Source organism: Pseudobacillus wudalianchiensis (assembly GCF_001685015.1).
Taxonomy (GTDB): domain Bacteria; phylum Bacillota; class Bacilli; order Bacillales; family Domibacillaceae; genus Pseudobacillus; species Pseudobacillus wudalianchiensis.
On record NZ_MAYT01000023.1, the window covers coordinates 150138 to 166448 of the forward strand.

The following is a 16311-nucleotide window of genomic DNA, read 5'->3' on the forward strand; positions in this document are numbered from 1 at the left end:
ATTAGGCTTTTTGATGAGTCTTTCCATGTTTATTTAAAAGTTCAGCTGTATCTGAAATTCTCTCTACCATTGAGTGGAACTCTTGAGTACTAGCCGATTGTTCTTCTGTTTGAGCGGCAATTTCCTGAATAGAGGCATTTATTTTTGAAATTTCTTTTTGTGTTAATTCCAGTTGCTGTTGAATATCCTCAGCGGCTGAATTACTATTTGCAGCCATTTTTCGGATTTCATTCGCTACAACTGAAAAGCCTCTTCCAAATTCTCCAGAGCGAGCAGCTTCGATCGAGGCATTTAATCCCAAAATATTCGATCTCGAGGAGATTTCCTTCACTTGTTGAATTATTCTTTCTACACTCTTCATATTATTCTTCATGGCCTCGGATTGCTGAGACAACTCTTGAAGCTTATCTGCTGAAGAATTGGTAATGGCAGCTATTTCTTCCGAGAAAGCCGTCATTTGACTAATAACGGAACTAAGCTTTTCTGCTCCTTTACGCAGGTCTTCCATCTTTTGATTGGAAACTACAGCGGCAAAGGCTCCAATAACTTGTCCGTTTTGCTTAATCGGTGTGCATGTGGATATATAAGGAACACCAAGCATATCAGCTGGTATTTCTTCACGAATTTTTTCCCCTGTCTGCAGGACTCTATAAGTAGCAGACTTTTTGTATTTTGACATGCTTTCTCCGACTTTTAATTTTAAGTCGATTGCTTCTCCTGGAAGATAGCCAATGATTTTTTCTTTGTCACTTAAAATTAAACATGTATCTTCCGGATAGGACTGTTGAATAATTGGCAAGTTTTCAGCTATCTCTCGTAATTGATGAGTCATTGCTCTCCCCCCTTGCTTATTATGTAAATATTATCACTATTCAACCAACAAATCTATGAAATTCGTTATAAGTAAATAGACCTATTTTTCAGCAAAAAGAAGATATAACCTTGATGTGTAAACAGCTCATGAGGCAAACGAAGAAAGGGATTAAATAGCATTAACTCCTTCATCCGTATGCCCAGCCACCTTTATGTACACTAAATAACACGACAACGGGCATTAGAACATTCTTTCAGTATTACAGTTACAAGTCGGACGTAAAAAAAAGCTTTTACTTACATAAAGCAAAGATACCCAATGATACCTGACAGCTCCCCCGCCGTAATGGCAGGGGAATTTATTTTAGCGCTTCGTGTTACTATGTTTTGCTCTCTCTTCAAGCTGTGATTTAGGGCTTGTATCTCCTTTGCCGCCCCCTGCATATCCTTGAGGATTGACCCCGCTAAACGCCTTATTGCCTCGATTTCGATTCTTGCTCATTTAAAACACCTCCTTTCTTTACTATTTGCGTAAAGAGCAAGCTGTAGTATGGAAAAATGTCACATGGCCACTTAATGCCTTTTCAAACTTTGGCTTTGATAATCGGAAATAAAAAAGGTAAAACTACAACCGACGACAAGTTTTTAATTATTGTCGCAAGGAGAGGATCGATATGGCAACAAGACAATCCGTTGATGAATGCTTGGAAAGATGCCAAAGTGCTATTAACCATGCGGAAGAACAATACAAGGAAGCAGCGAGACAAGAACATGATAACGACGGAAACTTTTCTGGGTCCCAATTCATGTTGGAAGATGCGTACAACGAGTTGGATAAGCTGCTGCTTAGCGCAAATGCCCAACAAAGAGAGCAGCTCCATCGCATGAGACTGCAGCTGCAGCAAGTACAAAACAGCATGATTTTATTAGACCATTAACACATAGCTGGCCCACCACAACTGGGCCAGCCCTTGAGGTGATGACGATGAATATAAACGAGATGATGGATCAGGCCAAACAGACAGTCGGACGGGCTACCGCCTATATCAAAGAAAAAACATTTAACTTATTAGGTACTCCTGCTGCTTCTATTACAGAATTAGCCGCCTTCATTCCGACTCATCATGATACAAAAAAAGCAACGAAAACTTTTTTAGGAAAAACTTTTACCTTTTATGACCTTGAAACGATGGGCATCCGTTACTATTTAGAAATGAAGGGCCCGCATATTTTGCAATTAGATGCCCAGACAAAAGACCGGAGTATCGTCGCTTATCGTTCCTATAGGGATCATCATAAATTAGACATTCCTATTCGGTTTCCTTAATCACCTCCTTTTTACAAGAAAAGACCATCGCTTCCCTTTAGAGGAATGATGGTCTTTTCTTAACCTATTGTATACTGCTTACTTCCTTTTCTACTCTTCTTTTTTCTTCCGGGATAACCAAGTTGAGAAGAACCGTTGCCAATGCCCCGACCGTAATGCCAGAAGACAAAATGTAGTTAGCCCAGTCAGGCACACTGCTTAATACTTCCTTCGGTAAAATAGTGACAGCAATAGTTAATAAAATTGGGATACCGATCACAATCATATTTCGATCATCAATAATAATGGGCTGAATCACCTTCATGCCATTTGTAACAATGGCGACACAAACGATACCAAAAATTCCGTTAATAACAGGCTCAGGGATACACGTAATCGCTGTGGATAATTTAGGAATTAGGCCAAGAAAGACAAGAATCAATCCGCTCGCCATAATGACCATTCTGCTTGCTACGCCAGTAATGGCTAAGAGGCCGGCATTCGATGAATAACCTGTCATCGGCGTGCTGCCAAACAAAGCTCCAATAAAACAGCCAAGTCCTTCTCCAACAGAGGCACGGTTCAAACGCTTTTCGTCCAATTCTTTCCCTGTTACTGTGGATACAACGAACCAGGTACCTGTTGTTTCCATTAAAATAATGAAATAGACAAACACCATCGTAACAATGGCACCGGCATCAAATACCGGCTTTCCAAATGGGAATACGGTTGGCAGTGCAAACCAGCTCGCTTCTTTTACTGGAGAAAAGTCAACTGTACCAAAAAAGCTGGCTGTGACTGTGCCGACGACAATCGCGATAATAACAGATACTAAGCGCAAAAACGTACTAAAACCATTCTTTTTGCGGCCAAGCAGCATACAAATAACGAGTACTAAAGCCGAGACAGCCGCGATCAGAATATTATTTCCAATGTTTCCTTCTGAAATAAATACGTTGTTCAGTCCAACAGGCATTAAAGCGATGCCGACAATAATGATAACAGTGCCGCCGACGAGCGGCGGAACAATCCTTCTGACCACTTTAGCAAACCATTTTAATGGATATCCAAGAAGAGCAATAATAAGAGCACCCGGGATGAGGCTGCCAGCGATCGCTCCAAGACCGAGCTTTCCGCCAATCGCCGCAATCGCACCAATTGGCACGTAAGAGGGACCTTGTACAACCGGAAGTTTAATCCCGGCACCTGTTTGAATCAATGTCGCGAGTCCTGTTGCTAAGAAGCACATTTGGATAAAGAAAGACGTATTTTCTGTACTCAGCGCAAGCAGGCCTGCGATAACGATGGGGGCAATATATAAGTCCATAGCCAGCACGTGCTGTAAGCCAAGGACGAACGCTTTACCAGGGCTGACCTTATCATCTACTCCAATAATAATGTTATTTCCTGACTTATTCTCCACTGCAACCCTTCCTTTTATTCGTATTTTCTTTGTTTTCAAGTGGATTATATATAAAAAAATCTTTTTTGTATATAAAAAACGAACATTTTTCTAAAATAATATATTTTAATTCGTATTTCTGTTGACCAACTGCCATCCTCTTATTAAAATAAAGACATGATATTGATTCGGAGGGATACAAACTATGATACGAGACGAAGTATTACAGCAAGATTGGATCGTGGCTTGTCGTTCAGAAGATGTAAAGGAAAAGCCCATTCAAGTTATTCTTATGGGAGAACGACTAGCTATTTTCAGAAATAGTGAGGGTGTACATGCTTTTAAAGATTTGTGTATTCATAGAGGAGCCGCTTTGTCACTTGGCGAAGTGAAAAATGACTGTCTCGTCTGCCCTTACCACGCTTGGGAATATAACGACAAAGGGGATTGCGTAAAGATCCCTCAGCTCCCAGAAGGAAGAGCTATTCCAAAGAAAGCAAAAGCAGCCTCCTATGCCTGTGTAGAAAAGTATGGTTTTATCTGGGTGAATTTAGCGAACAATCAACCGGAATTCTTTCGTTACGAAGAAATGGAAGGGACCGAATTTCATAATGTGATCTGGGGACCGCAAGAAGTACAAGCAAAACCGCCGCGTATCGTTGAAAACTTCCTGGACGTTGGCCATCTGGCTGTTGTGCATCAAGGCTATCTTGGATCAGAGGAACACCGCGAAATTGGGGATTATGCAGTTCATTGGGAAGATGGGCGCATCTATTCTGATGAGATCGCGATTTACCAGCCGGATCCTGATGGTTCTGGTGTACCAAAATATGTCTACTATACGTATGAAATCATTCGGCCATTAACTGTAAAATTCACGAAGAAAGATCGCGAAAATGATACATTGATGACCATTCTCTTAACAGTCCGTCCTGTTACTGAAACGACCTCCATTGCTTATGGCATTCTTTCCTTTAACTACGACACTGGACTAACAGACCAACAGCTGATTGAGTTCCAAGACGAAATTTTCTCTCAGGACAAACCGGTTGTTGAAAACCAAAAACCAGAAGAGCTGCCGCTTGATCTGCAGGTCGAGCTTTCCCTTATCTCTGACCGGGTGAGCATTGCCTATCGCCAATACTTGAAAAAACTCGGCGTGACGTTAGGAACATCTTAATAACCAACCAAAAAAATCGGGCGATTTGCCCGATTTTTTGTTTGGGTTGTTATATTACATTATACAGAGCGCAGTCTTACTGTATCCCTCTTCTAAAATCAACCCACTGTATGCCTTCACGATTTTCCATGCGGAATCCTTTCCACCCTTGCTTAAACAGCTCTTGCTGCCCAGTCGTATCGTCCATTCGGCTTGTTGCGAATTCCCACTCTTTTTCGGTGCGGTCTTCTCTTAGTTCCTTCACAAAAACATAACGAAGCCGACTGCCGTATTTTTCTTTTAACGTTGCCATTTCCATTCCTTGAGCAAATTTGTCTTTTAAACTTGGGATATTAAATGGTGCCACGGTGCAGCAAACATACTTATACTGTTGGTCAAGTGTCTCTAATTCTTTCATAATGCATTGAGCTAAAAGCTTTTGCAGGCCATTGCCGCGATAATGAGGGTGGACATTCGAAATTTCTTGGTAAATCACACTTGACAGTTCTTCCTCTGTTAAGCCAATATCTCTCCCTAAATGCTCTTCATCAAGAGGCGGCACCAGCAAAGCCCGGAAAGCGATGAGTTTTTTGTCTGCAAATGTCCCGACCATCAATCCTTTCCCCTCGAGAATATACTGAAATTCTTCATAGGAAAGCGGCTGTAATATGTCTTTATTTTCTAACGTTTCAATGACTACTTGCTGTAATTCTAGAATAAGATCGATATGCTCCATCGATAATCGTACAATAGTAAATGCTTGATTGTTCGTACTTAATCTTCCTTCATGAATGACTCTCATAAAAATTCTCCCTTCCGTTAACGGATGGCTGCTTCGAAAACTGTCAGCTCCGCCAATGTTTTTTCATCCACGTCTACACCAAGCCCCGGCTGTTCCGTTAATCTAATAAATGGAACGTCATAATGAAGGTTTCCAACGTCTTTTGAAAATTTTAAAGGTCCTGTTAATTCAACACTTGTGATGACTTTTTTTGAAAAAGCCACGTGGAATCCAGCAGCAGAACCAATAGACGATTCAACCATCGAACCAACTTGGCATTCAAGCCCTGCCATTTCCGCCTGATGAGCTAATTTTACCGCAGGATAAATCCCTCCGCACTTCATTAATTTAATATTCACTTTATCAGCGGCTTGTTTTTCGATGACTTCGCGCATTTCCCGAGGACCTTTTAATCCTTCATCGACCATTAAAGGAATGTCCGTCTTTGATCGAATAAATGCCATTCCATTTATATCGTCCGCCAATACCGGCTGCTCCAGCCAATCAAGATTGACTTCTCGAAGAGCCCGCAACGCCGTTAACGTTGTGGCGCTATTTGTCCATCCTTGATTGACGTCCACCCGAATCGCGATCCCCTCTCCTACTCTTGCCCGCACCGCTTTTATCCGTTCGACATCTTTTCTCACATCGTTGCCGACCTTCATTTTAAAGGAACGATAACCTTGATCGACCATAGTCGCAGCCTCTTCCGCCATATAGTCAGGTTCAGCAATGCTTAATACGTGTGTAATCGGAAATTCATCATGGTAACGGCCGCCGATCAGCTGGTAAACAGGCTGTTTCAGCTTTTTGCCGAGAATATCAAAACAGGCGATGTCGATAGCCGCTTTTGCAGCGGGTGCTCCATAAACGGCCTTATTCATGATATCGTGTATTTTTTCAATTTCTAATGGATTTTTTCCTAACACAGCAGGCGCTAGTGTATTCTTTAAAGTATAAAAAGCACCTTCCCATGTTTCACCTGTTACATGCTCATCGGCTACAGTTTCTCCATATCCGGTGATGCCTTCATCTGTTTCTACCTTTACAATAATAGATGGCATATAATCATACGTATGGTAACTTACAATAAACGGAGTGTGCAAAGGGAAATGTGCAGCGTATAAATGAATGGCTGTAATCTTCATCAATTTTTCTTCCTTTCAGTTTACAATTGTTTTTTATATTTGTTATAGTTATCGTTAAATAGTCGTTAAATAGCTAAACTTTTATCTTTGTATAGGAGCTGGAACCATGACCATTAAGATTGCTGTAATCGGTTCAGCGGATTTTATCCGTACGATTCTCTCTGTCGCACCTCAAGTCGGAGAAATTGACATTGAGCCTTATGTATATGATCGGCCGGAAGAAGCCGCCGAGCTGGTCAAACATTTAAAACCTTGCGATGTTTTGTTTTTTTCAGGAGCCTTACCTTACTATTTTTCTAAAGAAGTACATGAGCCAATGCCGATTCCCTCTCTTTATCTAGAACAGGATGAAACAGCGATTGCCATTTCTCTTCTTTCTCTTATTTCTCATCAACATATTCCATTAGAGCGGATTTCAATTGATTTGACTGAATCTTCATTTATTCAAAACATTCTTGCCGATATCGGCTTTCACGACGTCCCTCTTTATATAATGGATTACGCGGATAAATTGCCAAATAAATTTGATATTAATGGTATTGTTGATTTCCACTATTCTCTCTTTCAAGCAGGGAAAATTGATAGAGTGTTAACAAGTATCCATGCTGTGTATGACAAGCTTCAGCAGCTTGATGTTCCTGCCCAGAGGATGATCGATCCAGTCAAATCGTTGATACATGGCTTACAAGATGCAAAAGCACAAGCAGAACTAACGAAAAGCCACTCGGCTACAATCGCAGCCGGCTATATTTCTCTAAAGCAGACAGAAGCTATTCAGAAAGAGCATTTAAATACATTCGCCCGCAAAATGAACGCTACCATTCAGCAATCGTCGGAAACTGCTTTTTTACTGTACAGCACCCGTGGTGATATCGAAATCGTTATGAACAGTAATGATTTCCACGAGTTTCTTCTCCATTGGCAAGAGCCTGTTGCTGTCGGCTTTGGCTATGGATTTACCGCCGCCGAAGCCAATCAAAACGCGAAAATTGCAGGCAGTTTTGCGGCCCATCATGAACATGAAAGCTGCGGTTATATCTTAACAGAAGACAAAGAACTGCTCGGTCCTTTTCCAAAAGAAAAGAAAACACAACGGTTAAAAAATGATCATCCCGAATGGCTGCAAATTGCCAAAGAAACAAAGCTTAGCCCTGCAAATATATCAAAAATTATTCAATTTGGTAAGTCTCGGCAATCCCTTCAATTTACAGCTGTCGATCTCTCGGACTACTTGCAGGTCACACGCCGATCAACTGAGCGGATCTTAAAAAAGCTCGTCGATCATGGATTTGTTAAAATTGTTGGTGAAGAAATGACGTATCAACAAGGACGCCCTCGTTCTATTTATGAATTAAATATGCCTATTTACTAATGAGGAAAGAAAAAGTTCGCTTTACAGAACTTTTTCTTTCCTTTTTTAAAGTGTAGAGAGAGTCTTACTTGCCATGCACCAGGCCAAGCGAAAATATTTGCCTTACCTGTCCTTACTTCTTATTGATTTAATGTAGCTTCCTCTTGCTGTGCTAGTGCCAATCTTTCTTCGTCTGTCAGTTTTACAATAGAGAATCCAGTTAAGGCATAAATGATAGAAAGAATCGGCACGATGAAATTTAATACTGCATATGGAGCATAATCAAATGTATGAACACCGAGTGTTCCGAGTATAAACACTCCGCACGTATTCCATGGAACGAACACAGACGTTAATGTTCCTCCATCTTCAAGGGCACGAGACAGGTTTTTCGAATGAAGCCCCTTTTCCTGATAGGCTTTTGCATACATTCTCGACGGAATAACGATCGAAATGTATTGTTCTGAACAAGAAGCGTTTGTTGCAAAGCAAGAAACAACCGTTGAGGCAACGAGCGTTTTTCCTGTTCTCGCCAGCTTCAAAATTTGTTTGACAATCGCTTCCAGCATTCCCGTATACTCCAGAATGCCGCCAAAGGTCATTGCCACAATCGTCATGGAAACGGTATACATCATAGAATCCAAACCGCCGCGGTTAAATAAGTTATCAACCATTTCATTTCCTGTATCAATAACGAAGCCGCTTTGCAGAGCAGCAATCGCTCCTGTATAAGAGCCTCCTTGAATAAAGACCTGAGAGGCAAAGCCAAGAATAATTCCGATAATCAACGCCGGAATAGCCGGAACCTTTTTAGCTACTAACACGATGACCAGCAATGGAATAATCAGTAAAAATGGTGAGATTACAAAATTATCTTGCAGTACATTCATTGTTTGTTGAATGTCTGCCGTATCAATTCCGTTTTTGCCAAAGTCTTTTCCTAAAAACGCATATACAGCTAACGTAATGATTAATCCTGGGATCGTCGTATAGAGCATATGGCGAATATGGACAAATAAATCCGTATTTGTTAATCCTGCAGCCAAGTTCGTTGTATCTGAAAGCGGTGACATTTTATCCCCGAAATAAGAGCCTGAAATAACAGCCCCAGCAATCATCGGTGCAGGAATTCCCATGCTCATGCCAATTCCCATACCCGCTACCCCAATCGTCCCCATTGTAGACCAGGAGCTTCCGATCGCTAAAGATACGATAGCGCAAATGATCGTAATCGATACTAAGAATAATGACGGTGTAATAATTTCCAATCCATAATAGATCATCGTGGCGACAATGCCGCCGCCGATCCAAGCACCAATCGTTAAACCGACAAGCATAATAATAACGACAGCCGGAAGTGCGAGCCGTATCCCTTTATACATCGCCTCTTCAATTTCTTCCCACTTAAACCCTGAACGCCAGGCGACAAGTGCAGCTGCCGTTGTACCCACAATCAATGGAATGTGCGGTCCTTGCTCTAAAACTACTACAGTTACAGCCATGACAGCAATCATGACAGCCAGCGGAATAATGGCTACCCAAAAAGACATCTCTTTTTTCATTCTCTTACCCCATTCCTTCTTTTTTCGAAAACTTTTAATTGTCGCATAATGGACGTTAATAGGGTAATAATAACTGGTCAATGGCTGTACGTCAATCTGATCTTTTGCTTTTTTTGCAAAAAATTTTATCCTACTAAGCTCTTTTAAGCGCTTCTGCTAAAACTTTTGCACCCGTATTCAATACGGATTGGTTAAATGTCATATGGGGATGATGCAGTCCTGGCACTAAACCCGCTCCTACGCCGATCATTGTTGCTTTTACTTCCGGATGCTTAATCGTATAAAAATGAAAATCATCACTTCCAGAAGTAACAACCGACGGTGCAACAGCCTCTTCTCCTGCTACATAACGGATAGCTTCTTCGGCAACGGCGGCCGCTTCCTCTGATACTTCCGCTCCTGGAGTATAGTCAATCCAATTTAATTCTATCTCAACCCCGTAGAGATTCTTCAATCCTTCCAAGCCTTCTGTTAAACGTTCTTGCAGAACTCGCAATGTGTCATTTTTCTGAGCGCGTACATCGACAGAGAACTCAACTGTTCCTGGAATAATATTGACACTCTCTCCCCCAGCTAAAATTTTTGTCAGCTTAGCTGAATAGGTTTCGAATGGTGACAGATAAATTGACTTGATCCATTGGTGAAAAGCAACAATCACATCAATAGCATTTTTTCCTTGATGAGGACGTGCTCCATGGGCATCTACCCCTATAATTTTTCCTTCCAAGAAAATACCGGCTCCATGATGAATAGCTGGTGCAAAGTGTCCAAATGAAAGTTCTTCTTCCGGACGTACGTGCACACCAAAAAGATGGGTCACCCCTTCCATTGCCCCCCGTTCAATCATAGCGACCGAACCATTTCCTTTTTCCTCAGCCGGCTGAAAAATAAAGCGAACTTTCTTATTGAGTGGTTCATTTTGCAAATAAAGCAAGGCGCCTAACACTATCGACATGTGAGCATCATGACCACATGAATGATTGGCTTGGAACACCCCATCCACTTCCTGCCACAACGCATCAATATCGGCACGGACAGCCACTGTTTGATCGCCCTCGCCAATTTCCGCAATGACTCCCGTTACGTCAGGAAAGCGGCGATAAGAGACACCCAGCTCATCTAGGATTTCCGTAATTTTTTGCGTGGTCCCTTCCTCTTGCCAGCTCACTTCAGGGTGCTGGTGAAAATAATCAAACCATTGCAGCACTTGCTCTTCCACTTTTATTGTCATACAGAACTCTCCTTTTCCATGTCACTTTTACATAACTCAAAATCAACGCTTCTCAAAATGTATACTCACTTCCCACCGCCTTTCAAAGTTATTTAGATAGTACCACTTTTTCATGCGCGTATCTTAGCCTGATTGATAATTTTTTTATAAAAAATGTGCTTATGTCTTTTTACTTAGACTCTGTTAAAGGAGAATGTTGTTGCTCACTAATGGATGGCAGCGGAAATCAACAACCCAATATAACAAAGCTTCCGCATAAGAGAAAAATATTTTTACAGTCTTACAGTTCATTTTTTATTTTTCCCTACTTTATAACACTCAAAAAAAATACCCTCTCCTACTTTAGAAGAGGGAGAGAGTGTAGACAAAGTCTATTTTCAATACTGTAGGCTAGTTGAAAACGTTTATCTTTCGAGGCGCGAAGTCTGGCGAGCAACGAAGAAAGCGAGCGTTTGTCAACAGTCTAGTATTCATTCATTTAGTTATTAATGCTCCAACATTAATGGGGGTTTTGGTATTCCATGAACAAGCTTCCTCAAGCTGCCCAGCAAGCCTAAAAAGAGTCGCTTCATCAGCAAAACGGCCAGCAAACTGCATTCCAATCGGAAGACCGGAAGCGCTCCAGCCAAGAGGCAAGGAAACAGCTGGCTGTCCAGTCGTATTAAATAACCGGGTAAAAGGAAAATAACGAAATATCTTTTTGCCAAATCCCTTCATATCACTGTCCGGTGCATCCATATTTAGTTCACCTATAACTGGAGGAAGCTGAGCAGCTGTTGGGGTTAACAATACATCATAATGCGTGAAAAACTCTCCCACTGATCTTGAAATTCTGTTTTGAATATCAAAAGCTTCCAAAAGTTCAGCAGCTTTTAAGCTTTGCCCAATTTGATAGGCGGACCAAATAGCTGTTTCAAGATTTTCTTCAGAAGGAGTACGTTTTAACCTAGCAGAAGCCTTATTAATCGCAGCTGTCGTATAAGCTGCCTTTATACGCAACGCAGCAAGAGAATGCCATTCTTCGTCAACGACTGGAGCGGCTTCAATGACTTCATGTCCTAGCTCTTCGCAAAGCTTTACTGTCTGATGAAGAACACGGACCACCTCTTCATTAACAGGGGCCTGGTTTTGCGGCTGCGCCGACCATGCAATCCGAAGACGACCGGGTGCCCTCAAAGCTTCTTCCTTATACGGAAGCTTCGGCCTCTCTGCCCATGCATAACAGCCAACATCAGGCCCGCTTACACAATCAAGCAATGCAGCCGTATCCCGGACACTGCGAGTAATGGCAAAACTGGACGAGCGGCCATATGCCGGTTCGCTTGTATTAGGACCAGTGGGCACACGCCCTCGTGTCGGTTTAAATCCAATTAATCCGTTGTACGAAGCAGGAACACGAACGGAACCCGCTCCATCATTTGCATGTGCAATTGGTACAATTCCAGCTGCTACTGCAGCGGCAGAGCCACCGCTTGAACCACCTGCACTCCGTTCTATATTCCAGGGATTGCGTGTAGGGCCATGAAGAACGGATTCAGTGGTGAAGTTATATCCGAATTCAGGTGTTGTCGTTGTGCCAACAGTTAGTAAGCCAGATTTCCGAAACCTCGTCATTAGTTCATCATCAGTCGGCGTCACCAAACCAGCAAGCAAACGGCTGCCGCTGCTTATGGACACACCTGCAGCTTGTATGCCCAATTCCTTAATGAGAAAAGGCACTCCCGTAAAAGGTCCGTCATGCAATCCCCTCTCTATCTCCTTATCGACTTGTTTATCTAAAATCTGCACAACCGCATTAATCGCCGGATTTACCTTTTCAATCCCTTTAAAAGCAGCTTCCGCCAATTCCTTTGGAGTTACTTCTTTCTTCTTCACTAATTCGGCCAACCCTACAGCATCGTAAATCGAATACTCTGAAAACTTCATTTTGATCACCCCTTTATCTATTACAACAATTCAAAAAGCAATCTTCTTTACTAATTAGCTTCTGCCTGTTTATTGACTAGCGTCGAGGCTTTTATTGTTTCTTTATCGGGATTAGTAAAGATTAAGAAAATCAAACTAAATACTAATAAAATTGAAGCTGCTAGCAACACAGAATAATTGAAGCCAAGAACTTCATTGTTATCTGCCATTTGAACAACAAAACCAGTCGCAAGCGGGCCGACAATTCCTGCTAAATTCGCTAACCCTATTAACGTGCCAGATGCCAATCCTTTTCTTTCTGGCAATAAATGATTAGCAATTTGGGGGGCAATAGAAAACATTGTATTAACAAATGTTAGCCCCAACCCTAATGCGATAATAGCCCCTGCTGTGGATTGAATGATTGTTGTTGAAAAAAAGGCTGCAGCTCCTAGAATTAAAGAAATACCAGCCACTACCACACGAGACTTTCGAAAGCTTTTTGTTTTCTTTAGTAAATAATCGGAAAACGCTGCAACGATCACTGAACCAAGCCCCGTGAAAATTCCAATCCCCCCCAAGATATATCCCATCTGTATTGGTGATAAGTGAACCACTTTAGTTAAATAGGTCGGCATCCAAACGAACGCCCATGATAAAACCCAAAAAGCAGAGAAGAAAGCGAGCGTCGTCAAAATAAAGTTAGCTGAAAGGAAAACCTTAGAAACGTCTTTCCATTTAACTTTTGGCAGCTTTTCTTGAGACTCATCCAGTGTTATAGGATTTTTAGGCTTTTCTCGGCCAAACAAAATCCATAATATGCACCATATCAAACTAAGAGATCCTAAAAAGCCGAAGCCCACTCTCCAGCTATAGCTATGGATAATAAAAACTAAAAGCGGAGCCATCAATTTAGCTCCCATACTCCCACAGTTTACAAGTGAAATAGCAAACGCCCGTCGCTCCGGCGGAAACCATTTACTTACATGGCTGATAGCTGTTGCATAGTAAGGGCCCTCAAACGCTCCAAGAAGTACCCGTGAAAAAATTAATAACGGCAAGCTGTAAATAGCGAATGCGCCCACCTGGGAAATTGTCCAGACTATTGCCATAATAGTAAGCATTTTTTTTGTTCCAACTTTATCAGATAAGGCAGCACCAATAATGCCAGCTATTGAGAACAACCAATAAAAACTACTCCCAACCATTCCCCACTGGGCATATGTGAGATTTAAATCTTCCATAATGGGAACCGCAGCATATCCTACAATGGCTTTATCTGCATAATTAATGATGTATAGAAAAAATAAAAAAACAACAATAACCCAACGCATAAAAATCCCCCTTTGTTCATCACTTTAACCACCTGCAACGCTTTCCTATCGCTATTCTCTATAGCCTTCCTAAAGTTTTTCTTCATGCTTTATTAGATGGATGCTTAGGAATAGATAAATGACAAAATAATTATAAATATTCAGTCTCTTTCAGATGAAACATGCTTTCGTTTTCAAATAGTAAATCTCTTATTTGAGTATACTCTTTTGCAGCTTAGGGTTATCTTTATCGTGATGTATATTGATCGGTGAAGATGTGGGGTCTAAGATGAGGAATCAATTTCTTTGAAATGCTAAACAATAGGCCGGTTTAAACAAGTGATTTAGATGAAGATAACAAATAAACAATCGATCGCTCCAACAAATTCTCTCTCTTTATTTGCGCTTTCATCTGTCCCTTGCCAACACTTAAGATGTAGTGGTCCATGCTTACGGAGAGACCACCCATTCTGCATTTAATTTAGTTCTTTTTGCATGAAGCATTGGTGCTTTATATTTCTGTCATCACTCTCCCTCCTTTTTCAATATTTAGATGCAAGTTCCACTCCCATCTCTTTGTAGTTCATATTGTTAGATTAATGTTATTGTAAATGTTTTCTCCATTTCAGTCAAAAGTTTTCTTGTAATTAAACACATTTTTCTTATTTTTCTGTATATTTTCTTTTTATTTTCAAAACATTTAACTTTTTTGGTTTAATCTTCACCTCTATTTCTTTTGAAAAACTAGACAGAAGTTAATGGTAGAACCATTTCAGATAGAAGGGTTATAATGTTTTTAAAGCGAGAAAACCGGAGGACAAAAAATGCTAAAACAACTCACAGGACCTTTATCCCAAAAAGAAAAAAGCTTAAAGGAATTATATAGTTTGATCATAGAGCACGGTCCTGTTTCCAAAAGTGATTTAATTAAGTACACAGGGATGAGACAAACGACGTGTTCTCGATTGATTGATGAATTGTTGGATATGAGCCTTATCGTTGAAAGCGGGTATGGAGAATCCAGCGGCGGACGCAAGCCGCTCATGTACGACATAAAGGAAGATGCCAGTTACGTGATCGGCATTGATGTATCTAGAACGTATACGAAAGTATTATTAATGAACCTTCGACTTACGGTGTTAGATGAAGCGAACCTCAGAATGAACGAAACATCTACTCCTGCTTTTACAACTGACTTCATCTCTTCTCAGATTCAACACATGCTGAATAAGTTCCAGCTGACGCCTGATCAAATACTAGGAGCTGGCATCGGGACAATCGGGCCATTAGATCGTGAAAAGGGAATGATTTTAAACCCTATCCAGTTCCCATCTAGCGGTTGGCAAAATGTGCCGATCACCGAATTATTAAGTGAAAAACTACAGTTGCATACGCAGCTCGACTACGGCGCGAACACGGCGCTTCTGGCAGAGTACCATCAAGAACCATTTAAAAAATATAAAAATGTTGTACATGTCATTAAAGGAACCGGCACCCGGACAGCTATGATTATGGACGGCCGGCTCATACGCGGGACAGATAAGGTAGGCATGCTGGGACAAGGACATATGATTGTGGATCTGCACGGCAGGAAGTGTATTTGCGGCAGCAATGGCTGCGTTAATGCCTATTCCTCTATTGTTGCAATGAAAGAAGATATCCTTGCTAGTCTCGGACAGGGGGCTCCTTCTATCATCACTGAATGGACTAAAGATTCTAAAGACATAGATTTTGAGGATATCTGCCGGGCAGTAAATGAACATGATCCTCTCGTTACGCGTATTGTTAAAAATGCTGCCTACTATGCCGGTGTTGGACTTACGAACCTAGCTCGTGTCCTCTTTCCTGACGTTATTATTCTAAGTGGGCCTACGTACACAAGGATGAACTTATTTTATGAAGTAGTGACCGAAACGGCAGCCAACCGTTGTAAAAACCTTTATTCTGATCAAGAAATCATTTTCACCCGCGGACAGCTTGGGGAAAACGCCAGCGCAATTGGAGCCGGCCGCATGGTCATTGACCACTATTTAACCGATCACACGATGGCGTAATGGATGACTTTACACTCTCAGAGCTCTCTTATTGTCAAGGGAGCTCTTTTCTATTCTTTATTGCTCGCTGAACTCGGCGAAATAAAAATCATTCCAAAAATGACTAGATCTCTTGTTCGCAGCACTCTCTTGAGACTTTGGTCTCCTTGATTCATTACACTCATTGCTTCCCCCTCATAAAAAGCAACCCAAAGAATAAAGTCGTTCATTTGTCGTTTCCTTTGGAATTGCTTGATTTCTTAAAGTTCACATGGCTTTGTTACCTATGAATTTTTTTATCCTTTTC

General features: G+C 41.3%; 15 protein-coding genes. 5 read left to right on the forward strand and 10 right to left on the reverse strand.

The window, feature by feature from the left end; translation table 11 throughout:
• Position 1 precedes the first annotated feature (1 nt).
• Both A8F95_RS11340 and A8F95_RS21925 read right to left on the reverse strand, forming a co-directional pair.
• Entirely contained in the window at positions 2-832 is an 831-nt protein-coding gene (locus A8F95_RS11340; protein WP_065410603.1) for a methyl-accepting chemotaxis protein, read from the reverse strand.
• Between the two features lie 345 nt (positions 833-1177).
• The gene (locus A8F95_RS21925; RefSeq protein ID WP_095407466.1) at positions 1178-1315 is read right to left on the reverse strand and encodes a small, acid-soluble spore protein L; all 138 of its coding nucleotides are present in this window, start codon (positions 1313-1315) and stop codon (positions 1178-1180) included.
• Positions 1316-1487: 172 nt separating this feature from the next.
• On the opposite strand from A8F95_RS21925, the gene A8F95_RS11345 reads away from it, so the two are divergent.
• Entirely contained in the window at positions 1488-1751 is a 264-nt protein-coding gene (locus tag A8F95_RS11345) for a YtzC family protein (RefSeq protein ID WP_049660999.1), read from the forward strand.
• 47 nt (positions 1752-1798) lie between these two features.
• A complete protein-coding gene (locus tag A8F95_RS11350; protein ID WP_065410604.1) occupies positions 1799-2140 on the forward strand; it encodes a hypothetical protein in 342 nt (113 codons plus the stop codon).
• A gap of 64 nt (positions 2141-2204) precedes the next feature.
• On the opposite strand, the gene A8F95_RS11355 is transcribed toward A8F95_RS11350, so the two are convergent.
• Positions 2205-3542, reverse strand: a complete 1338-nt coding sequence (locus A8F95_RS11355; protein WP_065410605.1) for a uracil-xanthine permease family protein — start codon at positions 3540-3542, stop codon at positions 2205-2207.
• Between the two features lie 184 nt (positions 3543-3726).
• Here A8F95_RS11355 and A8F95_RS11360 point away from each other — a divergent pair, with 184 nt between their 5' ends.
• Positions 3727-4701 (forward strand): aromatic ring-hydroxylating oxygenase subunit alpha, encoded by a 975-nt coding sequence (locus A8F95_RS11360; protein ID WP_065410606.1) that lies wholly within the window; start codon positions 3727-3729, stop codon positions 4699-4701.
• 76 nt (positions 4702-4777) lie between these two features.
• Here the strand turns inward: A8F95_RS11360 and A8F95_RS11365 are convergent, their stop codons facing one another.
• Together A8F95_RS11365 and A8F95_RS11370 are read right to left on the reverse strand one after the other, a co-directional pair.
• Positions 4778-5482 carry a GNAT family N-acetyltransferase gene (locus tag A8F95_RS11365; RefSeq protein ID WP_065410607.1) on the reverse strand — a complete coding sequence of 235 codons (705 nt, stop codon included), beginning with the start codon at positions 5480-5482 and terminating at the stop codon, positions 4778-4780.
• 17 nt (positions 5483-5499) lie between these two features.
• Entirely contained in the window at positions 5500-6609 is a 1110-nt protein-coding gene (locus A8F95_RS11370; RefSeq protein WP_065410608.1) for a mandelate racemase/muconate lactonizing enzyme family protein, read from the reverse strand.
• A 106-nt stretch (positions 6610-6715) separates the two neighbouring features.
• Between A8F95_RS11370 and A8F95_RS11375 the strand changes: the two genes are divergently transcribed.
• Positions 6716-7981, forward strand: a complete 1266-nt coding sequence (locus A8F95_RS11375; protein WP_065410609.1) for a transcriptional regulator — start codon at positions 6716-6718, stop codon at positions 7979-7981.
• A 119-nt stretch (positions 7982-8100) separates the two neighbouring features.
• Here A8F95_RS11375 and nhaC read toward each other — a convergent pair whose 3' ends face one another.
• From nhaC to A8F95_RS11395, 4 genes are all read right to left on the reverse strand, one after another.
• The gene (gene nhaC / locus A8F95_RS11380) at positions 8101-9522 is read right to left on the reverse strand and encodes a Na+/H+ antiporter NhaC (RefSeq protein ID WP_065410610.1); all 1422 of its coding nucleotides are present in this window, start codon (positions 9520-9522) and stop codon (positions 8101-8103) included.
• Between the two features lie 133 nt (positions 9523-9655).
• Positions 9656-10753, reverse strand: a complete 1098-nt coding sequence (locus A8F95_RS11385) for an amidohydrolase (RefSeq protein ID WP_065410611.1) — start codon at positions 10751-10753, stop codon at positions 9656-9658.
• A gap of 474 nt (positions 10754-11227) precedes the next feature.
• Entirely contained in the window at positions 11228-12679 is a 1452-nt protein-coding gene (locus A8F95_RS11390; protein WP_065410612.1) for an amidase, read from the reverse strand.
• A 50-nt stretch (positions 12680-12729) separates the two neighbouring features.
• Positions 12730-13992 carry an MFS transporter gene (locus A8F95_RS11395; RefSeq protein ID WP_065410613.1) on the reverse strand — a complete coding sequence of 421 codons (1263 nt, stop codon included), beginning with the start codon at positions 13990-13992 and terminating at the stop codon, positions 12730-12732.
• A gap of 803 nt (positions 13993-14795) precedes the next feature.
• Here A8F95_RS11395 and A8F95_RS11400 point away from each other — a divergent pair.
• On the forward strand, positions 14796-16025 hold the full coding sequence (locus A8F95_RS11400) for an ROK family protein (protein ID WP_065410614.1): 1230 nt from the start codon (positions 14796-14798) through the stop codon (positions 16023-16025).
• A gap of 50 nt (positions 16026-16075) precedes the next feature.
• Here the strand turns inward: A8F95_RS11400 and A8F95_RS22475 are convergent, their stop codons facing one another.
• A complete protein-coding gene (locus A8F95_RS22475) occupies positions 16076-16234 on the reverse strand; it encodes a hypothetical protein (protein ID WP_176713675.1) in 159 nt (52 codons plus the stop codon).
• Positions 16235-16311 lie beyond the last annotated feature (77 nt).